This window comes from Parapedobacter defluvii (assembly GCF_014642075.1).
GTDB classification, from domain to species: domain Bacteria; phylum Bacteroidota; class Bacteroidia; order Sphingobacteriales; family Sphingobacteriaceae; genus Parapedobacter; species Parapedobacter defluvii.
The window spans coordinates 13,565-36,360 of record NZ_BMIK01000012.1 but is presented as its reverse complement, the minus strand read 5'-3'; the positions used below and the strand labels follow the sequence as shown (position 1 = coordinate 36,360).

19 protein-coding genes are annotated in these 22,796 nt (G+C 47.3%); 4 read left to right on the top strand and 15 right to left on the bottom strand.

Annotated elements, in window-relative coordinates:
• Positions 1-6: 6 nt before the first annotated feature.
• From ftsZ to mraZ, 13 genes are all read right to left on the bottom strand, one after another.
• Positions 7-1,704, bottom strand: coding sequence for a cell division protein FtsZ (gene ftsZ / locus IEX60_RS16100; protein ID WP_188752432.1), 1,698 nt, complete (start codon positions 1,702-1,704; stop codon positions 7-9).
• Between the two features lie 139 nt (positions 1,705-1,843).
• Entirely contained in the window at positions 1,844-3,178 is a 1,335-nt protein-coding gene (gene ftsA / locus IEX60_RS16095; RefSeq protein WP_373285056.1) for a cell division protein FtsA, read from the bottom strand.
• Between the two features lie 16 nt (positions 3,179-3,194).
• Complete coding sequence (locus tag IEX60_RS16090) at positions 3,195-4,052, bottom strand: cell division protein FtsQ/DivIB (RefSeq protein WP_188752430.1); 858 nt, start codon at positions 4,050-4,052, stop codon at positions 3,195-3,197.
• Positions 4,045-5,400 carry a UDP-N-acetylmuramate--L-alanine ligase gene (gene murC, locus IEX60_RS16085; protein WP_188752429.1) on the bottom strand — a complete coding sequence of 452 codons (1,356 nt, stop codon included), beginning with the start codon at positions 5,398-5,400 and terminating at the stop codon, positions 4,045-4,047. The genes IEX60_RS16090 and murC overlap by 8 nt, the downstream gene beginning before the upstream one ends.
• A gap of 13 nt (positions 5,401-5,413) precedes the next feature.
• A complete protein-coding gene (murG, locus tag IEX60_RS16080; protein ID WP_188752428.1) occupies positions 5,414-6,529 on the bottom strand; it encodes an undecaprenyldiphospho-muramoylpentapeptide beta-N-acetylglucosaminyltransferase in 1,116 nt (371 codons plus the stop codon).
• Between the two features lie 32 nt (positions 6,530-6,561).
• The gene (locus IEX60_RS16075; RefSeq protein ID WP_188752427.1) at positions 6,562-7,737 is read right to left on the bottom strand and encodes an FtsW/RodA/SpoVE family cell cycle protein; all 1,176 of its coding nucleotides are present in this window, start codon (positions 7,735-7,737) and stop codon (positions 6,562-6,564) included.
• A 56-nt stretch (positions 7,738-7,793) separates the two neighbouring features.
• Positions 7,794-9,167, bottom strand: coding sequence for a UDP-N-acetylmuramoyl-L-alanine--D-glutamate ligase (murD, locus tag IEX60_RS16070; protein ID WP_188752426.1), 1,374 nt, complete (start codon positions 9,165-9,167; stop codon positions 7,794-7,796).
• Positions 9,168-9,169: 2 nt separating this feature from the next.
• On the bottom strand, positions 9,170-10,414 hold the full coding sequence (gene mraY / locus IEX60_RS16065; protein ID WP_188752425.1) for a phospho-N-acetylmuramoyl-pentapeptide-transferase: 1,245 nt from the start codon (positions 10,412-10,414) through the stop codon (positions 9,170-9,172).
• 7 nt (positions 10,415-10,421) lie between these two features.
• Positions 10,422-11,879, bottom strand: coding sequence for a UDP-N-acetylmuramoyl-L-alanyl-D-glutamate--2,6-diaminopimelate ligase (locus IEX60_RS16060; protein ID WP_188752424.1), 1,458 nt, complete (start codon positions 11,877-11,879; stop codon positions 10,422-10,424).
• Positions 11,876-13,969, bottom strand: a complete 2,094-nt coding sequence (locus IEX60_RS16055) for a PASTA domain-containing penicillin-binding protein (protein ID WP_188752422.1) — start codon at positions 13,967-13,969, stop codon at positions 11,876-11,878. Before IEX60_RS16055 ends, IEX60_RS16060 begins: the two co-directional genes overlap by 4 nt.
• A gap of 22 nt (positions 13,970-13,991) precedes the next feature.
• Entirely contained in the window at positions 13,992-14,399 is a 408-nt protein-coding gene (locus IEX60_RS16050; RefSeq protein WP_188752421.1) for an FtsL-like putative cell division protein, read from the bottom strand.
• 6 nt (positions 14,400-14,405) lie between these two features.
• On the bottom strand, positions 14,406-15,311 hold the full coding sequence (gene rsmH, locus IEX60_RS16045; protein WP_188752419.1) for a 16S rRNA (cytosine(1402)-N(4))-methyltransferase RsmH: 906 nt from the start codon (positions 15,309-15,311) through the stop codon (positions 14,406-14,408).
• Entirely contained in the window at positions 15,304-15,777 is a 474-nt protein-coding gene (mraZ, locus tag IEX60_RS16040) for a division/cell wall cluster transcriptional repressor MraZ (protein WP_188752417.1), read from the bottom strand. The genes rsmH and mraZ overlap by 8 nt, the downstream gene beginning before the upstream one ends.
• Before the next feature lie 406 nt (positions 15,778-16,183).
• On the opposite strand from mraZ, the gene IEX60_RS16035 reads away from it, so the two are divergent.
• From IEX60_RS16035 to IEX60_RS16020, 4 genes are all read left to right on the top strand, one after another.
• Positions 16,184-16,588: a hypothetical protein gene (locus IEX60_RS16035; RefSeq protein WP_229717597.1), complete on the top strand. Its 405-nt coding sequence runs from the start codon at positions 16,184-16,186 to the stop codon at positions 16,586-16,588.
• Positions 16,589-16,745: 157 nt separating this feature from the next.
• The gene (locus tag IEX60_RS16030) at positions 16,746-17,429 is read left to right on the top strand and encodes a response regulator (RefSeq protein WP_188752413.1); all 684 of its coding nucleotides are present in this window, start codon (positions 16,746-16,748) and stop codon (positions 17,427-17,429) included.
• Between the two features lie 75 nt (positions 17,430-17,504).
• Entirely contained in the window at positions 17,505-19,253 is a 1,749-nt protein-coding gene (aspS, locus tag IEX60_RS16025) for an aspartate--tRNA ligase (RefSeq protein ID WP_188752411.1), read from the top strand.
• 48 nt (positions 19,254-19,301) lie between these two features.
• A complete protein-coding gene (locus IEX60_RS16020; RefSeq protein ID WP_188752409.1) occupies positions 19,302-20,681 on the top strand; it encodes a LutB/LldF family L-lactate oxidation iron-sulfur protein in 1,380 nt (459 codons plus the stop codon).
• Position 20,682: 1 nt separating this feature from the next.
• Here IEX60_RS16020 and mgrA read toward each other — a convergent pair whose 3' ends face one another.
• Together mgrA and tsaD are read right to left on the bottom strand one after the other, a co-directional pair.
• Positions 20,683-21,717 carry an L-glyceraldehyde 3-phosphate reductase gene (mgrA, locus tag IEX60_RS16015; protein WP_188752408.1) on the bottom strand — a complete coding sequence of 345 codons (1,035 nt, stop codon included), beginning with the start codon at positions 21,715-21,717 and terminating at the stop codon, positions 20,683-20,685.
• A gap of 43 nt (positions 21,718-21,760) precedes the next feature.
• Positions 21,761-22,762 carry a tRNA (adenosine(37)-N6)-threonylcarbamoyltransferase complex transferase subunit TsaD gene (gene tsaD, locus IEX60_RS16010; protein ID WP_188752405.1) on the bottom strand — a complete coding sequence of 334 codons (1,002 nt, stop codon included), beginning with the start codon at positions 22,760-22,762 and terminating at the stop codon, positions 21,761-21,763.
• Positions 22,763-22,796 lie beyond the last annotated feature (34 nt).

Sequence of the window (22,796 nt, the reverse complement as noted above, 5' to 3'; positions counted from 1 at the left end):
CGGTGCCTAATCTACATTGTCATGTAAAAAAGAGTTGTTTGGTCGGATTTCCGTAATGCCCTCATCGGTCGATAACGTAAATCTTGAAACCTGAGACTCCGATGAGTGCGGTACATCGTCCAATGCCATCTGTTTCCGGCGGTAGGCCGGTTCCGTTTCCAGTTCCTGCAGACCGTTTGCCGATTTCAATTTCATGCTCAGCTCCTTAAGCCGTAAAATGCGTTCTTTGGTTTTGAGCAATTCTTTTTCCACGTAATCCGGAGTTTTATGTTCATCCGCCTTGTAAGTGGATTCTACCGGTGCGGGTGCTGCCGCAGCCGGATAATCCTTATCATTGGTGGGCGTATCGTCAACTTCGGGTGCCTTGTCATCAACTACCGAAGGCAACTCAAAATGAAAAGCAGACGGTGTGGTTTTCACCTCGTACCCATCGTCTGTCTCTTTTTCCTCGGCCTGCTGCTCTTGGGGGGCCAATGTGTGACGGATGATTCCATCCTTATCAGGCGTGCTGTTCCGCAACTGGGGTTTTGATACCGGATTGCTGAATAGATCGACTTGCTGTACAGTGGACTTCGGTTCGCTGTGTTCTTCCACATCGGATTTGAGAACCGGTTCGCTGTCGGTTGCTGCGGTTTCCCGTTGAACAAAGCGATTAATCGGCTTTACATAAGGAGCTTTTGACTCTTCGGGGGTAAGGGGAATTTCAATCCGCTCGTTTTCCTTTTCCTTTATCCGTTCTTCAGAGGTTTGGAAACCGGTCGCGATAATGGTTACCGACAATTCGTTCTCAAAGGATTCATTGATACAATTACCCCAGATCAAATCGGCTGATAAACCCGCTTTATCCTGGATGTAATCCGTAATGATGGTCACCTCATCCATGGTTACTTCCTGCTTGCCGGAAGTGATATTAAGCAAAATATAGCGTGCGCCTTCGATCTCGTTGTCCTTCAGGAGTGGCGATGCCAACGCTCCTTCCACCGCTCGTAATGCCCGTTGTTCGCCCTCGGCAACCGCATTGCCCATGATGGCTACACCGCTATCGTTCATCACGGTCCGTACATCCTTGAAATCCACATTCACATACCCGGGAATGGTGATAATTTCAGCAATGCCTTTTGCCGCGGTAGTGAGGATATCATCTGCTTTTGCGAAAGCTGCTGTCATGGTGAGGTTTCCAAAGATATCCCGGAGCCGGTCGTTGGAAATAACCAGATAGGAATCTACATATTTCCTTAATTCGCCCAAACCTTCCTCCGCCTGCACACGCCTCCTTTTGCCTTCAAAAGCAAATGGCGTGGTGACAATAGCTACCGTAAGGATTCCCAATTCTTTTGCCGCCTTGGCCAACACGGGACTCGCACCTGTACCGGTACCGCCACCCATCCCGGCCGTGATAAACAGCATTTTGGTGTTCGAGCCCAACATGCGTTTGATATCTTCGATACTCTCGATGGCTGAGTTCTCCCCTACGGTGGGATCTGCCCCGGCTCCCATCCCTTCTGTTAGGCTTGCTCCTAACTGTACTTTGTTGGGAATGGGGCTCAGTTCAAGTGCTTGCGCATCTGTGTTGCAGACAATGAAATCTACACCACTGATCCCTTGCTTATACATGTGGTTGACTGCATTTCCACCGCCTCCACCAACGCCAATTACCTTGATAATTGCCGACTGTTCCTTTAACATTTCAAACTTAAAAGACATAACTCAATCGTATTTTGCTCGAACAGAGCGGTATACAAAACTCAATTCTACACTATAATCGTAGCGTAATAATAGCACTTTTTACACAATAGTTTTCCACAATTGTTAATAATGTGGAAAAAACAGCAATTGTTGAAAATTATTTCTTGCCTAAATAACTTTCGTCATCAATTTCGTTTCCGTCCTTAATGATGTCTTTAAACCACTTGAAAAGCCCTTTTTCTTTATAGCCCTTCTCTGTAATATCCTTCACAGACACCTGGCTTCCGGGTTTTTCATTCAGCTCAGCCTGCTCTTCTTCTGCTTGTATTCCCTTAATTAACAGGCCGATGCCGGTTGCGTACAATGGGCTTTTCAGCTCGTCATACACATTTTTAGGCAGCACTTCGTTTTTCGCCAAATGCTCGTTGGGGAATCCGACGCGGCAATCGATGCCGGTGATGTATTCCACTAACTGCACGAGGTGCTTCAGCTGCGCTCCTCCACCTGTAATGACAATTCCACCGATCAGTTTATTTTCGTATCCCGAAGATTTAATTTCGTAATAAACGTGCTCAATAATCTCCTCCATCCGTGCCTGGATAATATAGGCAAGATTTTTTACAGAAATTTCTTTGGGTTCACGCCCCCGGAGTCCCGGCACGCAGATGACCTCATTCTCCTTATTCTCATCGGCCAATGCTGAGCCGAACCGGATTTTCAATAACTCGGCCTGGTTACGTAATACGGCGCACCCTTGTTTGATATCTTCCGTTACGATGTTGCCTCCTAATGGAATTACTGCGGTATGGCGGATAATTCCCTCGTGGAAGATCGCAACGTCTGTTGTCCCTCCACCGATATCCACTAACACGACGCCGGCATCTTTATCGGCCTCATCCAATACGGCTTCGGAAGATGCCAATGGTTCGAGGATAAGATCCTGCACTTCCAAAGAAGCGTTATCGATGCATTTTTTGATGTTCTTGATTGCGCTTACATGTCCTGAAATGATGTGGAAATTGGCTTCCATCCGCCGGCCTGCCATCCCGATGGGATCTTTGATACCCGGCTCATTGTCTATGGTAAACTCCTGTGGAAGCACATGGATAATTTCCTCACCCGGAGGCAGCACGAGTTTATACATGTCTTCGATCAACCGTTCAATATCCCAGCGGCTGATTTCGTTGTCGTCTTTCCGGGTAAGAATGCCCCGATGCTGAATACTTTTAATATGCTGTCCGGCGATACCCACATTGACGACTTTCACATCCACATTGGATTGCCCCCCCGCCTCTTCCACGGCTTGGACAATGCTGTTGACCGTCTTTTGGATATTGGCCACTACTCCGCGGCTTACACCTGATGATTCGGCTTTACCCACGCCAAGGATTTCAATCTTATTCGTCCCGCTGCGTCTTCCCACTGTGACGCATATTTTAGTGGTACCAATATCAAGTCCCACTACGATTGGCGAGTCTCTTTCGGTTTTCATTTTGGTTTTCATAACGCTATTGTGTATTGTTGCTACTATTATTTTGTTGTGTTGAATCCTGAACGATGATATCCTCGGGTTTGAAGTGTTCGCTTCGTTCGCAAACAAGCTGCCCCGCAAATTTTAAATTAACTGATTTATACGCTCCGATGCCCGTTTTCGGTACGATTTTGCTGTAAAATAATTTCAATTTATCAAATTTTCGCTCCAGCGAGTCTGCATTGCCCAAAATGATCTGCTGGTTGCCCACCCGGGGTATGAGTTCGATATCGCGCTGTTCGTTGACGTATAGCTGTACCACCTGGCTATTCCAAATACTGTCATTACTGATAAATTGCGCCGTTTTGAATATATCCTTAACCAATTGACTCTCGATACTATCAAGTGCACCGTTATAAGGCTCGGAAATGTATCCATTCACAACCGGTACATGTGGCACATACTTGAGTGACACAGGCATTTTATGCCCCTGCATATCGATATAAAAATCCAGTCCTTTTTCATTGATGACCCGTACCACAGCTTCCCGTTGCTTAACCCGCACAGTCAATACGCCATCCATATCAATGGTCACGATAGCGGAAAAGACAAATGGAATCTGCCGCAAATCCGTTTCCATCTCGTGAATGGGAATCGATTCCAACGTACGTCCTACCAGTTCGCCGTACTTTTCAACCAGTAGTGCCATAATGTCCTTCTGTTCAATAAATGATTCATTACCCAACACAACAACCTGTACGTCGGAGCAGCCTTGTTCACTGCTTTTTGTGCCGATAAATCCCATGAGCAACACCAATCCTGCCAATACAAGAAGCCCCGTCACGGCATACAGCAAACCGCGCCAATTGAATTGATATGCGAGTTGTTTAAGCATCTTTTAAAATCGCTTTCAAGGGTTCCACTAATAAATCGATGTCTCCCGCCCCAATGGTTACCAGCAGTTCCGGCCTGCATTTGCGTACATAATCCTTTACGTTGTCTGGCGTTACAATGTGTTTATCGGTTATCGTTATTTTGTCAAGCAACATCCGTGAATCGACGCCCTTTATCGGCAATTCCCTTGCGGGGTAAATCTCCAATAGCAGCAACGTATCCACCTCGGAAAGTACTTCCGCAAATCCATCTGCAAAGTCGCGCGTCCGGGTGAATAAATGGGGTTGGAAAACCGCTGTTAATTTCTTCTCGGGATACAGTTGTCTCACTGCCGATAGAAAAGCCCTTAATTCTTCGGGATGATGCGCATAATCATCAATATAGATGGTATCATCTGTCTTTACAATGTATTCAAAACGACGTTTTACGCCGGAAAACGACGACAGTGCCTGAACGATCTTCGCATCGGGAATTCCCAATTGCCGCGCGACCGTAATAGCAGCGACCGCATTTTCGACGTTGTGTTTACCCGGTATTCCCAAATGCACATTTGCCAACTTCCCTCCCTGCCCGATGTAGTCAAAAAAGAACGCGTCTCCTTCCACACGAATCCGATCGGCATAAGCGTCCGTTGGTATACCGGCAGCATATCGTATATCCGCTTCAAACGGCAATCCCGTTTTTACAATACTTATTCCATCTGGGTGCAATTGATTCAGAAACAGCGAAAAAGATTCGCGCAGCTGATTTTTATCTCCATAGATGTCCAAATGATCTGCATCTGCCGATGTCACCACGGCAATATCAGGATACAGCGTCAGAAATGACCGATCGTATTCATCCGCTTCTACCACCACAACCTTGCTGTCAGAGAAAAGCACATTGCTGTTATAATTGGTACTGATTCCACCCAAAAATGCAGCGCATCCATACCCACTGTCGGTCAGGATGTGTGCAATAAGTGTAGAAGTAGTCGTTTTGCCATGTGTACCTGCCACGGCTATTGTAAACCGTTTCTGACTGATCAATCCAAGCACCTGCGAACGTTTAAATAGGGTATGTCCCAGTTGTTGAAATTGATTAAGGATACCTAATTCACTTGGGACCGCCGGCGTATAAATAATCAATGTATGTTCATCGGTAGCCTTGAAGGAATCATCTACCAATGTAAAATCATCGGTATAGGTAACGGGGATACCTTCGGCAACCAGTTGTTTCGTCAATATGGTTTCCGTCTTGTCATACCCTCCCACCAAACAGCCCAGGTGACGGAAATACCGTGCCAAGGCACTCATGCCGATGCCGCCAATCCCGATAAGGTATACCTGTCTGATGTTATCTACGTTCATATTTGTCTTATACCTATTTTTTCGTGTGATGTTCTCCCGCCAGTTTCAGCACTTCCCGTGCAATCACTTCGTCTGCATCCAAAATGGCAAGTTGTTTAATATTCGCCTCCAATATGGCGCCCTGTTTCCGGTCATTTAACAGATTCAACGCCGTATCGATCAATTTCTGGGGAGCTTCCGCATCGCTCACCATCAGTGCTGCATTTTTAGTTACCAATGCCAGCGCATTTTTGGTCTGATGATCTTCGGCGACATTCGGCGAAGGCACCAGAATGGCTGGCTTGCCTACCACACAGAGCTCTGCGATGGTGCCTGCGCCTGCCCGCGCAATGATGATATCGGCAGCTGCATACGCCAAATCCATCCGATGAAGGAAGGCCGTCAGTTTCACCTGGTCTTTATACCTATCTGCTACAACGCGGTTCAGCTCGTCGTAATAATATGCACCGCATTGCCAAATTACCTGTGCCTCTGCGTTGACGAGTTTATCAAGGCCAGCCAGCATGCATTCGTTTAACGTGCGTGCGCCCAAACTTCCACCGGTTAACAAAACGGTCTTTCGGTGTGGAGAAAGGCTCAGCAATTCGGCCGCCTCGAATCGTTTATTATAAATCTCCACCGACTCCCGCCGGATTGGATTTCCCGTAAATAGAATTTTTTCCTTGGGAAAGAACCGTTCCATTCCGTCAAAAGCGACGCATATCTTATTAACCTTCTTTCCCAAACGCTTATTGGTGACACCAGCGTAGGAATTCTGCTCCTGAATCAAACAGGGAATACCCATTTGTGCAGCGGTATGAAGCAGCGGTCCCGATGCATATCCTCCTACTCCCACGGCAACATCCGGCTTAAAATCCCGGACAATCTGCCGTGCTTTGCTGATACTTTTGTAAAGTTTGAAGGGCAGCGTGAGATTTTTCCATATTGATTTCCGATCAATTCCCTGAATGTCCAGCCCTACGATCTCATATCCTGCTGCAGGTACCTTATCCATTTCCATCCGCCCGTTGGCCCCCACAAAAAGAAACTGAGTATCGGGGGCCAGTCGTTTCACTGCATGGGCAATAGCAATAGCAGGAAAGATATGCCCTCCGGTACCCCCGCCGCTGATGATAATCCGCTTTGCCATGTCTTTTACCTGATTTTATTTATTCTTCAAACTTATCCCATCGCTGGAATTTCGCCAATTACCACTTTTCTGGCTGTGCGTTCCGTTCCCTTCTCTTTCAGTTCGTCAATGTTCCGGCTCACACTTAAGATAATCCCAAAAGCTACGCTGGTAAACAATATTGAGGTCCCCCCCATACTCACTAACGGTAACGGGATTCCCGTAACCGGACCGAGCCCTACAGCTACCGCCATATTTCCAAGCGCCTGCAAGGTAAGGCTGAAACCCAAACCGGCGGCCAGTAAGGCACCGAAAGCCTTGGGACTAAGCGTTACGATACGGATACACCGGAACATGAGGGCTACGTATAGACATACCAGCACGAAGCCGCCAATCGCGCCATATTCTTCAACAATAATGGCGAAGATAAAATCTGAATACGGATGAGGCAGCACGTTCCGTTGGGAACTATTGCCAGGCCCTTTGCCAAACAATCCGCCGGTTGCAATGGCTATCTTGGCATGATCGGACTGAAACGACTTGTCGTCATCGGCAGCTTCGCCACTCATATATGTTTGCACGCGCGACATATAAGTCTGCTTTCTTGGCCCTAGCGAAACCACCAAAACCAACAATACAAAAACCCCCAGGCAAACGTAAGCGATCTGCTTGATGCTGATACGACCGATGATTAACAACAACACACTCACGCCAAACAGCATCAGTGCCGTGGAAAGGTTGGCTGGGGCTATCAATGCAAAGATGAGGCAGACAGACCCCATAATGGGCAGGAACGCTTTTTTTACGTCTTTGATGTTTTCCTGTTTACGGGTCAGCGTCCGGGCGAGAAACGTAATGAGTGCCAACTTTGCCAAATCGGACGTCTGGAATGTCTGGTTGATTACCGGGATCGTCACCCAACGGTTTGCATCGTTGATGGTATCTCCGAAAATAAGTGTGTATAGTAATAGCGGAATGGTGACAGCCATCAGAATTTTGGAAATGCCCGCATACCAACGGTAGTCCAGCAAATGTGAAAAATACATCAGCGCAAAACCACCGAATATCAATAAAGTATGTTTAATCAGGTATACCTCCGTACCCTTGCCCTCTTTATAAGCCAGTGTTCCAACCGAACTATATACGGCTAACAACGACCAAACCGACAGGATAATAATAATGATCCATAACCAGCGGTCTCCTTTTAGTTTCGAAAATGCCTTTTCCATGTTTTTGTTAGTTATCAGCTATCGGCTGTCAGCTGTTGGCTGTCAGCTATCGGCTACTATAAATCCATTACGGCTTCCTTGAACTGCTCTCCCCGATCCTCAAAATTCTTAAACCAGTCGAAACTTGCACAGGCAGGCGACAACAGCACAGTATCACCCTTTTGGGCAAGATGGGAAGCGATCTCGACCGCATCGCGCATGCTGGAGCTGTTCACGATGATTTGTGCGTCTTCCTCCAACGAGTCATAGATCCGCGAATTGTCTTTTCCGATGCAGACGATTGCCCGCACCTTGGTACGTACCAGGTCACGGAGCATCTCGTAATCATTGCCTTTATCTACACCGCCCATGATCAGTACAACCTGCGGAGCGAGGCTTTCCAGTGCATACCATACTGCATTCACGTTGGTTGCTTTGGAATCGTTAATGTAATTGACCCCTGCAATGCAGGCTACAAATTCAAGGCGGTGAGGGATGTTCTTAAACGATCCCATGCTTTCCTTCATGGTAGCATTGCGAAGTTCCTGCGCTTTGGCCACCAAACCGGAAGCCATATTGTTGTACACGTTGTGTTTGCCCTGAAGCGAAAGTTCGTTGATATCCATTGTAAATGTATCTTGATGTGGTATGTTAATCACTATTTCATTGTTGCTAGTTAGGTATGCCCCAGGCTCGACATGCTTGACGATACTGAATGGGAGCATTTTAGCGATTGGATGATGTTTCTCTAAACCCTGCACGGTAACGGGATCGTCCGCGCAGTAGATAAACAGGTCTTCCGGTTGTTGGTTCCGGATGATCCGGAATTTAGAATCGACATAATTTTCGAGCTTGTAATCGTATCGGTCAAGGTGATCGGGTGTAATGTTCAGCAATACCGCCACATTGGCACGGAAATGTTCCATATCATCCAACATAAAACTGCTTAATTCCAGCACGTAGTAATCGTATTGCTCACGCGCTACCTGTAAAGCGAAACTCCGGCCGATATTGCCCGCCAGTCCGACATTGAGCCCCGCGTGGTTCAATAGGTGCCAGGTGAGCATCGTCGTGGTCGATTTTCCATTGGACCCGGTAATGCAAATCAGCCTGGCATCGGTATATTGCGCGGCAAATTCGATTTCAGCAATTACCGGTATACCTACGGCTTTAAGCCGTTGCACGATGGGCACGTTTTGCGGTATTCCCGGACTTTTTACCACCAAGTCTGAGCTGATTATTTCCTGTTCGCTGTGCTTGCCTTCTTCATACCGGATACCCGTCTCCTGTAGCTCTTTTTTGTAGCGTTCAGCAATCTTTCCACTATCTGACACCCATACGTCAAATCCCTTTTTCTGAGCAAGTATGGCGGTACCCACACCGCTTTCGCCGGCGCCTAATACGGTCAGCTTGCCTTGCTGCGGATAATGATATGTAGGTATTGCCGCCATCACTATCTTACTTTTAAGGTTACGATGGTAAGTACTGCCAGGATAACACCCAATATCCAGAACCGCGTAACAATCTTGGCTTCGTGATATCCTTTTTTCTGATAATGATGATGCAGGGGAGCCATCCGGAATATCCGTTTCCCCTCTCCGTATTTACGCTTGGTATATTTGAAATAGGATACCTGCATGATTACGGATAAGTTTTCAATGAGAAAGACGCCGCATAAGATGGGAATGAGCAGTTCTTTTCGTATTAAAACGGCAAACGCCGCAATAATACCACCGATGGCGAGACTCCCGGTATCCCCCATAAATACCTGTGCCGGATAGGAATTGTACCAGAGAAATCCGGTGCAGGCCCCGACGAATGCGCCGGCGAAGATAACCAGCTCGCCGGAATTGGGGATATACATGATGTTGAGGTAATCGGAAAAGATTACGTTGCCGGATACATATGCCAAAATTGCGAGTGTGCCACCGATGGTAGCCGACGTACCCGTTGCCAACCCGTCGATACCATCTGTGATATTGGCTCCATTGGATACCGCTGTCACGATCACAACGACCACCAACAGGAAAACGATAAACGTAAGGACAGGACCATTTAGGCCAAATGCGCTTAATACTTTTGCGTAGTCAAACTCATTATTCTTATAAAACGGGATATTCGTTTTTGTTGACTTGACATCCCGTGTGTAGTATTTCTGTCCGGTCCCCTCCTGAATATGCGCCTCGACCTGGCTACCCGGCGCAGGGTTCTTTACGGTTTCACGTACGACGATCTGCGGGTGAAAATACATCGTACAGGCAATGATGATTCCCAAGCCTACCTGTCCGACGACTTTGAAGCGGCCTGCCAACCCTTCTTTATTCTTCCGGAATACTTTGATATAATCATCCAGAAAACCGATGGCTCCCATCCAAACAGTGGTAATCAGCATCAAGATCACGTAAATATTCTCCAGTTTGGCAAATAATAACGTTGGGATCATGATACCGGCTATAATAATCAAGCCGCCCATGGTTGGTGTACCCTGCTTTTTCTTCTCGCCCTCAAGTCCCAGATCCCGGATGGTTTCCCCTACCTGCTTGGCCCGCAAAACACGGATCAGGCGACTGCCATACCCCGTCGTGATGATCAACGAGACAATAACCGCCACAGCTGTACGGAACGAGATGTATTGAAACAGACCCGACCCGGGAATATGTACGTACTGTTCTATCCAAGTAAATAAATAATAGAGCATATAGGCGTTATTGTTCGTTAAATGCGTTGCTTAAAACCTGTTTATCATCAAAATCAAAACGCTCACCGTTGATCTCCTGATATTTTTCGTGACCTTTTCCTGCTACCAAAATAATGTCTCCTGGTTGTGCCAAATGGCAAGCAGCCCGTATCGCTTCCCTTCTATCGGCAATGGAAAATACCTTCCGCTTCCCATCTTCGGGAATGCCGGTTTCCATTTCGCGGATAATTTGCAGGGGATCTTCCGTACGCGGATTATCTGACGTGATGATCACCTTATCGCTGTTGTTCACAGCAACGGCTGCCATCTGGGGCCGCTTTGCCTTATCCCGATCCCCTCCACATCCAAGCACGGTAATGATCTGTTCATTCTTTTTCCGTAGATCGTTGATGGTTTCCAACACGTTCAGTACCGCATCCGGCGTGTGCGCATAATCCACGATACCGACAACCCCTTTCGGCGAAATCATGGTATCAAAACGACCCTCTGCGCCGGTAATGTTACTTAGTGCGGTAAGTACCTTTACAGTTTCCTGTTCTAACAGGATTGCCGCACCGTACACCGCTAATATGTTGTATGCATTGAAACTTCCCACCAGCTTTACCCACACTTCCTGACCATCCAGGTAAAGCATCATTCCATCAAAATGGCTTTCGATGATCTTTGCTTTGAAATCGGCCATGCTTTTGATCCCATAGGTCTTCTTATGGGCAAATGTATTCTGGAGCATGACCTTTCCATTTTTATCATCGGCGTTGGAAAGTGCAAAAGCAAATCGGTCAAGTCCATCGAAAAAAGTCTTTTTAGCTTTGATGTATCCGTCGAAAGTTTTATGGAAATCTAAATGATCGTGTGTAATATTTGAGAAAATTCCGCCAGCAAAATTAAGTCCCGCGATCCGCTGCTGTACAATAGCGTGCGAACTGACTTCCATGAAACAATAATCACAACCGGCCTCCACCATTTCGTGCAGGAGTTTATTAAGTGCGATGGGATCAGGTGTTGTGTGTGTAGCGGCCACGACACGATCACCTACCTGATTCTGAACCGTGGATAACAACCCGGCTTCATAACCAAGTTTCCGAAAAAGCTTGTACAACAATGTTGCGATGGTAGTCTTCCCATTGGTACCCGTAATCCCCACCAGTCGCAGTCGTCTAGAGGGGTTTCCGTAGTAGTTGGAAGCCGAAACACCTAAAGCAAACGCCGTATCATCCACCTGTATATAGGTAACATCATCGCGGTTTATTTCCGGCAACCGCTCACAGAGCACAACAGATGCACCCGCTGCAATTGCACCATCGATGTAAGCATGCCCATCTGTATGCGTACCCACCACTGCAACAAATACACCACCGGGCACCACGCTGCGCGAATCAAAGCACAGATTTTGCACCGTTACGTTCAGATTTCCGATCACCTGCCGTACCGGTATGCCGTGGAGTATGTCTTTCAGTGCCCTCATTGCAGTTCAATCGATATGGGAGTTCCTATTTTGATCTTTTGTCCGGCAGTTAAGGATTGAGCTATTACCTTTCCCTTGCCTTTCACCTGCGCGCGGCAACCTGAATTTTCGAGTGCATACAATGCGTCGATGAGTCCCATGCCCCTCACATCAGGCACGACACCCTCTTTGATTTCTTCATCCGAGAATGCGATTCCCTTGATTGTATCTATCGTCTGCAGCGGTTCGGCAGAAGCATAAGTGGTCTTAACCCCCAATGCTTCAAAAACCCGCAGTGTTGCTGCCTTGGAACCTTTCAGTGAAGGAGGCGGTTCGGTATTACCGACAAACCGCATCTGACCAAAATCGTCCTGCAGGTTGAGGTCATTGGCATAAACCATATCCGCTAATTCGCGGAATACCGGGCCCGCTATGGAAGCGCCGTAGTAACCGTTACGCGGATTCCGGACGACCACTATCATCGAATATTTCGGGTTGTCTGCGGGGAAATATCCCGCAAATGACGACTGATACTTACGGTTACGGTAACCGGCAGCACCGTCGGCCATCTGTGCCGTACCGGTTTTACCGGCGGTTGGGAAGAGCGGGTTATGCAATCGCTTACCGGTCCCTTCGATCATTACGCCTTCCAGCATGGCCCTCAATTTACCGATGGTACTCGGCGAAGCAATCTGTTCTTCGATTACCCGTGGCTCGAAACGTTCGATGGTATTACCCAAGTGCCGGATTTCCTTTACAAACAGTGGTGCTACCATTTTACCGTTATTCGCAACGGCGTTGTATAAGGTAAGCGTTTGCAATGGCGTGAGCTTCAACTCATATCCATACGCCATCTGTGGAAGAGAAAGCCCGCTCCAACTTTTGCTCTCCGGCGTTTTGATCAACGGGTTGCCTTCTCCGGGAATCTGGAGACCAAGCGGCTCATTCAGGTGCAACGCATGCAGGCGCTTGGTGAACGCCGCCGGGTTGTTCTTGTAATACGTATTGATAATTTTGGTAATTGCCACATTGGAGGATACTTCAAATGCTTTCTTCACCGTAACGGTGCCATAAGCGTGCGTATCCTTAATGGTGTGCCGATGCACCTGGTAGGTGCCATTCCCAGTTTCGATGATGGTGTTTGTATCAATTTTACCATCATCCAATGCCACCAGGTAAGATGCGAGTTTGAAAGTCGAACCCGGCTCAGCACTTTGCGCGATCGCATAGTTAAATTTTTCCCGGTATTTACCGTCGGTATCCTTCGTAAAATTGGCAATTGCCCGGATTTCGCCGGTAGCCACTTCCATTAACACCACACAGCCGTTGTCTGCATCGCTCGCAATCAGCTGCTTTTCCAATGCGCGCTGAGCCATGTCCTGCATATTGACGTCAATGGTCGAGATGATATCCGAACCATCGACAGGCGCCACCTCAATTTCCCGGTTTACCGGCATCCACACACCTCCGGCTATGCGCTGCACCAACCGCTTTCCGCTCCTACCGTCGATGTATTCGCCATATGCACCCTCGAGTCCTACATGCACGTTTTCGGTAGGTATCTTGTACCCAATGGTCCGCGCCGCCAGATTAGTGAATGGCAAAATCCGTTTATTTTTACGTTCAGCAATCAACCCGCCTTTATATTTACCCAAGTTGAAAATCGGAAATTCCCGTATCTGCTTTAACTCCTGGTGACCAACATCCCGCTTAATCAAATAATAGCGGTTCTTTTTACCACGTGCTTCTTTCAGCAGCCGTGAGTATTGGGCCGATGATTTATCACCAAAAAATGCCGACAGCTTAGCGGCCAGTGAGTCCACTTTGGAATAGAAAATATCATTATCTTCTATACCCGGCGCCAGCAAATCCATCCGCAGATCATATTCAGGTACCGAAGTGGCCAACAAACTGCCATCGTTTGAAAAGATATTACCACGCACCGCTTCAACATCCACATAACGCGTAGACAGGCTATCGGCCTTGGCCCGCCAAACATCACCTTCTACATACTGCAGGTGGAAAAGCTTGACCAGCACAGCGACTGCGACCAACACAATCAGTCCGAAAGACAGATAGACTCTTAGTAATATGTCGGTTCTGATATTCATGTATGTGTAGATTTGTTCCCTGCTATTTTTTTGGTTTGACAACCCTAATTTTTTTTGGCGGCTCCGTCCGCTCTTTCAACCCCATACTATCCACACGTTTAGCAATCTCTGTTTGGGTAGTCAACTTCATTAAATCTGCCGATAAGGATTTGTAATCCCAATTCATCTCTTTGACTTCTTTTCCCAGACGGTCGATCTCCCGCACGGTCCGTTCAGCGTAATGCCGATTAGCAATATAGATAATGGCTAACAAGCCAACAAAAGCGATGAAAGGAATGTATCCCACAAACACCGATGATGAAAACCGGTTGGAAGCAAACAACGATTGAAAGAACGTGCGTGTCGCATCGGCCTTTTCTTCCACGGTTTCCTGCAGCTCCACCTGCTGCTCTTCACTCAACTCTTGTTGTTTGTATGCGTTCCTTGCCATTCTTCGCTATATCTTTTCTGCCACCCTCAACTTTGCGCTCCGCGCCCTGCTGTTACGAGCCAATTCGTCCCCGCCTGCCGTGATCGCCTTCCGGCTAATCACCTTAAACGGCTTAATCTCATGCCCGAAAAAATCTTTCTCCACCTCACCTTTAAATTTACCTTTTGCCATAAAACTCTTTACCAATCGATCTTCCAGCGAATGATAGGACATCACAACCAGCCTGCCCTTTGGTTTCAGCAACAATATACTCTGCTGAAGAAACTCCTGCAATGCTTCCAGTTCGCCATTCACTTCAATGCGCAAAGCCTGAAACAACTGCGCATAATATTTATGCTCCTTACCGCGTGGCACTAGGTTTTTCACCAGGTTTTTCAACTCTTCAACCGTATGAATCGGCTGGATCGCACGAGCGGCCACAATTGTTTTTGCCAACGTACGCGCATTATGCACCTCGCCATACATCCCGAAGATGCGGTGAAGCTCCGGCTCCGGATACGTGTTCAGCACGTATTTGGCATCCCGTTCCCCGGATTGATCCATACGCATATCCAGCGCCGCATCAAAACGGGTAGAAAATCCCCGCCCGGCACTGTCAAACTGATGAGAAGAAACCCCTAGATCTGCCAGAATTCCGTCAACTTCCCTGACACCGTGAAGGCGCAAATTATTTTTCAAAAACCTGAAGTTCTGATGAATGAGCACGAACCGCTCATCTACCACTGCGTTTCGCAACGCATCGGGATCCTGATCAAATGCATACAGCTTTCCACCCGGCCCCAATTGTTTTAATATTTCTCTTGAATGCCCACCACCACCAAATGTCACGTCTACATATACTCCATCGGGCTTTATTACCAATGCATCCATGCATTCGCGGAGCATTACAGGCACATGGTACACACTATCCATCGTCTTCCATGTCTATATTCCCTCCCCCCATCACTTCTTCCGCCAGTGCCGCAAAATCGTCATCCTCTTCATCTTCCCACAACTTATTATAGGCATCCTTAGACCACACCTCAATTTTATTAAACTGACAGGAAAGCACAATTTCAGTTTCAATCCCTCCATACTCAAGCAACGATTTAGGCAGCAGTACGCGCCCAGCCGAGTCCAACGCCAGCTCTGTGGCCCCCCGGGTAAAATCACGTATAAACTTCCTGTTCCTTGCCACGTATTGATTCAATTTCGCAAGCTTATTCGTGATCTTGTCCCACTCACCTCTTGGGTAAATAACCAAATGCTTCTCAAAACCGCGATTAATTACAAGCCCATGCTGCTCTACTTCAGGCATTTGCCTTTTGAGCGCAGCTGGCAACACCATCCGTCCTTTGGTGTCTAACTTGCAATCAAATTCGCCTATGAGGTGACCCATATCAACACTTTACCCAATAAATGTGATGTAAAAGTAGAAATTTACTCCACTTTCTCCCACTTTTTCCCACAAAAAAGTTTTCCACATCCAAATCACCTCATATTTGAATGGAAACACAACGAAAATCACGGATATCTAACGGAATCAAATTCTCGCTCAGGAAGCAAGTTTTCGCCATTTGAAAAGCAATTTATCCCGAAACAAGTTCAAGGCAGGAGACCCCGCCACGCGAAAAGCTTTGTCCTCCCCCGAAAACGGGGACAGGTTACGCATGTAAAGGCAATCGGCGACACGTTTGTAGTGGAATTTCTACAAAACCAAAAATAACGGTGTGTTTTATCCCTTTCCCGCATGTTTTATAGGCATCTTTGCCTTTAATTAATTAAAATACCTATTAAAAGCTGTTATGCATTTAGCCGATGTCGTCAGAATGTTATTTATTCTTCTCCCTCTTTTATCTTGCGATAAAAGTCAGGAGTTATATCCCTCGCAATGCAATTGCGACATTGAAGCATTACGCATTTCTGAACCCAGTCTGGTAACCTACCAAGTAGCTGCCTACGAGAATGCATCGGTGTCGACAATCACCTACAAGACGAGTAAGGGTAAGGTTACCATTGAACCCGAATCACTGCCGTTTGAAACAACGATCCAACTGGATAAGGGAGATACCGTCGCGCTGACAGCCGTGGGCAATCCGAAAAAGGGGAGTATTATTTTGGGATATGAAATCAAAGAAAAGGACCGCCCATACCCCAATAGTAGCACCGCTTCCAGGGTGTGGATACTAAAAGATGGTACCTGCCAATAAATTGGCCGGAAAATAAACCATACAAATTATTGATTTTGAACCAATTGAAACAATGTAGGCAAATTCCTACAACAAAATTGGAACAACCTTTTTACTTTAGTTCCGCCGTTATGGTACTGAAATAAAATAACAAGTCATTGTAACCTCTATCGATCACATGAGACGAAAAAAGATACTCATCGTAGAAGACCAGCTTATCATCACCATGGATTTGGAATATATGCTTGAGGAGTTAGGCTATCAGGTATGCGGAATTTCTACGACATATGAAGATGCTATCGCCGCTATAGATAGCGGTCAACCCGATCTGATTTTGATTGACATCATTCTTTCGGGTGAGAAAACCGGAATAGATCTCGCTCATGAGATTAACCGGAGCTACCATATGCCTTTTATTTTCCTTACCTCACATGCAGATCGCGGTACCATTGAGGCAGCAAAATCAACCAAGCCAGCGGGGTATATCGTCAAACCATTTAACCGGAATGATGTATATGCTTCTGTTGAGATTGCTTTCAACCATGCTGAAACCAAGGAAGAGGATCAGAACATCTTTCTTCCGGACGGAAAGCACAAAACAAAAATCCCTGTAGATGAAATGCTCTATGCACATGCGGAGGGAAACTACACGACATTTATTACAACCAGTAGAAAAATCGTACTCCGCAAATGCCTGAAGGAAGTTTCTGAAACCATCTTAAACAATAAGAAATTCATCCGGATCCACAAGTCGTACCTCATCAACAAAGACGCGATCCGGGCACGCAGTGCATCCAATATTTTACTTAACAATGGTGAGAATTTACCATTGGGTCGTGCATATGCCGGATGCCTATGTTGATGCTGTGCTAGTTATGCGGATGTATTGTAGTTGTTCCGAAAAAACCGCTATTTTTGCCGCTTAACACAACGAAAAATGCATAGAACACATACGTGCGGCGAATTGACCCTTTCAGATTTGGGTAAGACGGTTGTTTTGAGTGGATGGGTCCAAAAGTCCCGTGATCTGGGTGGAATGACCTTTATCGATGTACGGGACCGCTACGGAATCACCCAATTAGTGTTTGACGCGGCTGATGACGAGGCGCTACGGAGCAAAGCCCGGGAACTGGGAAGAGAATACGTTATTAAGGTCACCGGACGCGTCATTGAGCGGGAAAATAAAAACCCGAAGTTAGCTACCGGTGATATCGAGTTAAAGGTTTCGTCGCTTGAAGTATTGAATCCGGCAAAACTTCCGCCTTTTACAATTGAGGACGATACTGACGGCGGCGACGATCTACGGATGAAATACCGCTACTTGGATCTTCGGCGCAATCCGGTACGTAACAATTTGATATTGCGGCACAAACTCGCACAGGAAACCCGTAAGTACCTTGATGGGCAGGACTTCCTGGAAGTGGAAACCCCGGTACTGATCAAATCCACGCCGGAAGGCGCGCGTGATTTTGTGGTACCGAGCCGCATGAACCCGGGAGAGTTTTATGCACTTCCCCAATCGCCGCAAACCTTCAAGCAATTGCTGATGGTTGCGGGCTTTGACCGGTATTTCCAAATCGTAAAATGTTTCCGCGACGAAGACCTGCGTGCAGACAGACAGCCCGAATTTACGCAGATAGACTGCGAAATGGCGTTCGTAGAACAAGAAGATATCCTCCAGATTTTTGAGGGCTTAATCAAACACCTTTTCAAAGCCGTGAAAGGCATTGATCTGGGTGATATTCCGCGGATGCCTTACCAACAGGCGATGCGCCTTTATGGTTCCGATAAACCTGATCTTCGTTTCGGTATGGCGTTCGTCGAGCTGAACAGTGTGCTCAAAGGTGCAGGATTTCCGGTATTTGACCAAGCTGAACTGGTTGTTGGCATCAAAGCCGAAGGATGTGCCATGTACACCCGTAAACAACTGGATGCCCTGACGGATTTTGTAAAGCGGCCTCAAATTGGGGCCAGTGGATTGGTATACCTCCGCTACAACGAGGATGGTACATTGAAGTCGTCGGTCGACAAATTTTATACACCCCAACAACTCGAACAATGGGCCGCGGCTTTTAACGCGAAGCCGGGTGATCTCTTACTGGTGATGGCCGGACAAACGGATAAAGTAAGAAAACAGCTGTGTGAGCTCCGACTCGAAGTGGCCGCTCAACAGGGGTTACGGGATAAAGGTACCTACTCGCCGCTGTGGGTGGTGGATTTTCCGCTGTTGGAGTGGGACGAAGAAAGCGGGCGCTATCATGCGATGCACCATCCCTTCACTTCCCCTAAACCCGAAGATATCCCACTGTTGGATAGTCAACCGGGCGAAGTACGGGCCAATGCATATGATCTGGTAATCAACGGCACGGAAGTGGGCGGTGGTTCCATCCGTATACACGACCGTCCGTTGCAATCGTTGCTGTTCAAGCATCTTGGTTTTAGCTCGGAAGAGGCACAAAAGCAGTTCGGTTTCCTTTTGGAAGCATTCACCTACGGGGCACCCCCGCATGGAGGTATTGCTTTTGGTTTTGACCGGTTGGTTTCAATATTTGCCGAATTAGACAGCATCCGGGACGTGATCGCCTTCCCCAAAAATAATTCGGGAAGAGATGTGATGATTGACTCGCCAGCGACCATTTCTGATGAGCAGTTGGCAGAATTGGCCATTGCCACAAAGCGCCCATAACAACACTTTTGATTTTTATACGTTATTTAGTATAGAAATACGCTGCATATGCCGTCTGTACAAGAAACCGCTTTCCTGAAAGACAGTGCGACCAAGGCTTTCGAACCGCGCCATCGGCAGATCATCAATTATAATATTGACAAATACGATGCTGCGGTCCAAATCGGGCTTACTTCTTTCCACCACATTGAAAATTCCAAGCGCAAAGCGCATATCATTAAGTGGCGGATGATGGAAAACCTGGATAAGCTGCTGCCGGAGTTTGAATCGAATTTCATCCAAAAGGGCGGGAAAGTTATCTGGGCCAACGATGCGGAAGAAGCACGGGAGGAAATCTGGAAAATCATGCAGCGTGCCGGCGCAAAGACCGTGGTAAAATCCAAATCAATGACCACGGAAGAAATCGAGCTGAATCACTTTTTGGAAGAAAAAGGCGTAAACACCCTTGAAACAGATTTGGGTGAATATATTGTGCAACTCCTCGGTCAAAAGCCTTATCACATCGTCACGCCCGCCATGCACCTCAGCCTACCGGACATCGCAGCGCTCTTCCATGAGCGTTTCGGTACGCCGATTGATGCGAGCGCACAGGAACTTACGCTGAAAGCAAGGGAGCTGCTCCGCGAACCGTATACGTCGGCCGATGTAGGCATTACGGGAGGCAATTTTCTCATTGCCGATACCGGCAGCATTGCGATTACAGAAAATGAGGGCAATGCCCGGCTGTCTACAACCTTTCCCAAAATACATATTGCGATTGTAGGTATCGAGAAAATTATTCCTTCGCTGGGGGACCTTGATTTGTTCTGGCCCCTGTTGGCCAGTCATGGGACGGGACAGCGTCTTACGGTATACAACAGCATTATCGGTGGCCCAAGGCAAGCGGACGAGACGGATGGACCAGAAGAAATGTATGTGGTTCTATTGGACAATGGACGTACCAATCTCCTGGCGCAGAAGGACCAACGCCAAGGCTTATACTGCATCCGGTGCGGTGCCTGTCTGAATGCGTGCCCTATTTATAAAAATGTAGGCGGACATACTTACAACACGACCTACAGCGGACCCATTGGGTCACTTATTACGCCCCACCTGCGGGGCATGGAAGATTTTAAGCACCTTAGCTATGCTTCAAGTTTATGTGGCAAATGCTCTGAAGTCTGCCCGGTCAAAATAGACATCCATCAGCTATTATTGCTCAACCGTCGGGATGCAGTGAGCAATGGTATCGTCTCCAAAACAGAAAAATTAGCCTGGAAGGGGTTTACTTTCGCAATCACCAAACGCCGGATTATTGATCTTTTTGGTGGAAAAGCCAAAAATTTCTTTCTCCGCCGCATTTTTAGGAAAGCGTGGGGCAAACATCGGAATTTGCCCCAGCTTGCGGAAAAATCTTTTAGTCAACAATGGAAAGAGCGGTCCAAATGACTTATTCCAGTTCGGCCGACTTGGCCCAGATGTTAATATCGCCATCTTTGGCATACTTGTCAATTTCTGCTAATTCATCCGTGGAAAAATCCGGATTACGCAACGCGCCCACACAATCTGCGACCTGCTCCGGCCTGCTGGCGCCAATCAATGCAGAAGTAACACGCCTGCCCCTTAGTACCCAGGCGATGGCCATCTGTGCAAGTGTCTGTCCACGTTGCTGTGCAATCGCATTAAGTCCCTTTACGTTAGCCAAGTTTTGTTCGCTCAGAAAGTCCGTATGAAAAAATTGTTTGATATTCTTTGCCCGGCTGTCAGCAGGCACTCCGTTCAGGTATTTGTCGGTTAGCAACCCCTGCGCCAATGGCGAAAAAACGATCGACCCGATGCCTAACTCGTCCAAAGCATCCAGCAGCCCATCTGTTTCCACCCAACGATTGAGTAACGAATAGCTAGGCTGATGAATGAGACAAGGAGTACCTAATTCTTTCAGAATGGCCGCTGCCTCCCGGGTACGTTTTGAATTATAGGAGGAGATGCCTACGTATAATGCTCTACCCGACCGCACGATGTGATCTAATGCCATCATGGTTTCTTCCAAAGGTGTTTCCGGATCAAACCGATGGGAATAGAAAATATCAACGTAATCAACCCCTAGCCTTTTCAGACTTTGGTCACAGCTTGCGATTAGATATTTCCGGCTGCCCCATTCGCCATAAGGCCCGGGCCACATGTCATATCCTGCTTTCGAGGAAATAACCAGTTGGTCGCGGTAGCCAGCGAAATCTTCTTTAAGAATCTGGCCAAAAACCTGTTCGGCACTACCGGGGGGAGGACCGTAGTTATTAGCCAAATCGAAGTGCGTAATCCCTAAATCAAACGCCTGTCTACATATCGCTTGCTTTGTGCGGTGTGGGACATTATCTCCAAAATTATTCCATAAGCCGAGCGAGATTGCCGGGAGCTTCAGTCCGCTCCGGCCGCACCGGTTAAATATCATGTGGTCGTAACGATCTTCCTTGGGTTTCCAGCTCATTTATTTTGATTTTTAGTTATCGGCTATCAGATTTTTTACTTTTTCACAAACTATACCGGGCGAGCGGGGCCACGTCCTGTCCTACAAAATCGCGGGCGAAGTACTTGTAGTGTCCAGCGATAGCAATCATAGCCGCATTATCTGTACAATACTCAAACCGGGGGATAAATATGCGCCATCCCTGTTCTTCTCCCAACTTGTTCACCGCTGCGCGCAATCCGGAGTTGGCAGAAACCCCTCCAGCAATCGCGATGTCCGCTACGCTGTTTTCTCTCGCCGCACGCTTCAGTTTATTGATTAAAATGGATACAATACGTGCCTGTACGGATGCACATATATCGTTCAGATGATTTTGAACGAAACCCGGCTGCTCTGCTTCCCTTTGCTGCACAAAATAAAGAATCGATGTTTTCAGGCCGCTGAAGCTGAAATTCAGTCCCGGAATCTGTGGTTCGGGAAACGTAAATGCATCCGCGTTACCCAACTGGGCATAACGATCGATCAGCGGACCACCGGGATATGGCAGCCCCAGGATCTTCGCGGTTTTATCAAAAGCTTCTCCCGCCGCGTCATCCAATGTCTGCCCTACCAGCTCCATTTGAAAATAATCTTTTACCAGCACCAGTTGTGTATGTCCTCCCGAAACAGTGAGACATAAAAACGGAAAGTCAGGAACCGGGGCTTCGATAAAATGCGCAAGGATATGCGCTTGCATGTGATTGACGTCAATCAGCGGGATATTCCGGGCCAGTGCAAACGCCTTCGCGAAGGAGGTTCCTACCAGCAACGATCCCAATAAACCGGGCCCTCGCGTAAAGGCTACCGCATCTATGTCATTTTTATGTATTTTTGCCTCGCGGATAGCCTGTCCTACGGTAGGAATGATGTTTTGTTGATGTGCGCGTGAAGCCAGCTCAGGCACTACTCCACCAAATTTTTCATGGACGGTTTGATTTGCAATAATATTTGAGCAGATTTTTCCGTCTATACAAATAGCAGCAGACGTTTCGTCGCATGACGATTCAATGCCGAGAATAATGGACATGGATCCTATTTTGAATGCTTAATTGAGAGGCAAA

What these genes read in the sequence shown, in the direction of transcription:
- ftsZ (WP_188752432.1), bottom strand. Translation starts at nt 1,704, where the DNA reads ATGTCTTTTAAGTTTGAAATGTTAAAGGAACAGTCGGCAATTATCAAG.
- ftsA (WP_373285056.1), bottom strand. Translation starts at nt 3,178, where the DNA reads ATGAAAACCGAAAGAGACTCGCCAATCGTAGTGGGACTTGATATTGGT.
- IEX60_RS16090 (WP_188752430.1), bottom strand. Translation starts at nt 4,052, where the DNA reads ATGCTTAAACAACTCGCATATCAATTCAATTGGCGCGGTTTGCTGTAT.
- murC (WP_188752429.1), bottom strand. Translation starts at nt 5,400, where the DNA reads ATGAACGTAGATAACATCAGACAGGTATACCTTATCGGGATTGGCGGC.
- murG (WP_188752428.1), bottom strand. Translation starts at nt 6,529, where the DNA reads ATGGCAAAGCGGATTATCATCAGCGGCGGGGGTACCGGAGGGCATATC.
- IEX60_RS16075 (WP_188752427.1), bottom strand. Translation starts at nt 7,737, where the DNA reads ATGGAAAAGGCATTTTCGAAACTAAAAGGAGACCGCTGGTTATGGATC.
- murD (WP_188752426.1), bottom strand. Translation starts at nt 9,167, where the DNA reads ATGGCGGCAATACCTACATATCATTATCCGCAGCAAGGCAAGCTGACC.
- mraY (WP_188752425.1), bottom strand. Translation starts at nt 10,414, where the DNA reads ATGCTCTATTATTTATTTACTTGGATAGAACAGTACGTACATATTCCC.
- IEX60_RS16060 (WP_188752424.1), bottom strand. Translation starts at nt 11,879, where the DNA reads ATGAGGGCACTGAAAGACATACTCCACGGCATACCGGTACGGCAGGTG.
- IEX60_RS16055 (WP_188752422.1), bottom strand. Translation starts at nt 13,969, where the DNA reads ATGAATATCAGAACCGACATATTACTAAGAGTCTATCTGTCTTTCGGA.
- IEX60_RS16050 (WP_188752421.1), bottom strand. Translation starts at nt 14,399, where the DNA reads ATGGCAAGGAACGCATACAAACAACAAGAGTTGAGTGAAGAGCAGCAG.
- rsmH (WP_188752419.1), bottom strand. Translation starts at nt 15,311, where the DNA reads ATGGATAGTGTGTACCATGTGCCTGTAATGCTCCGCGAATGCATGGAT.
- mraZ (WP_188752417.1), bottom strand. Translation starts at nt 15,777, where the DNA reads ATGGGTCACCTCATAGGCGAATTTGATTGCAAGTTAGACACCAAAGGA.
- IEX60_RS16035 (WP_229717597.1), top strand. Translation starts at nt 16,184, where the DNA reads ATGCATTTAGCCGATGTCGTCAGAATGTTATTTATTCTTCTCCCTCTT.
- IEX60_RS16030 (WP_188752413.1), top strand. Translation starts at nt 16,746, where the DNA reads ATGAGACGAAAAAAGATACTCATCGTAGAAGACCAGCTTATCATCACC.
- aspS (WP_188752411.1), top strand. Translation starts at nt 17,505, where the DNA reads ATGCATAGAACACATACGTGCGGCGAATTGACCCTTTCAGATTTGGGT.
- IEX60_RS16020 (WP_188752409.1), top strand. Translation starts at nt 19,302, where the DNA reads ATGCCGTCTGTACAAGAAACCGCTTTCCTGAAAGACAGTGCGACCAAG.
- mgrA (WP_188752408.1), bottom strand. Translation starts at nt 21,717, where the DNA reads ATGAGCTGGAAACCCAAGGAAGATCGTTACGACCACATGATATTTAAC.
- tsaD (WP_188752405.1), bottom strand. Translation starts at nt 22,762, where the DNA reads ATGTCCATTATTCTCGGCATTGAATCGTCATGCGACGAAACGTCTGCT.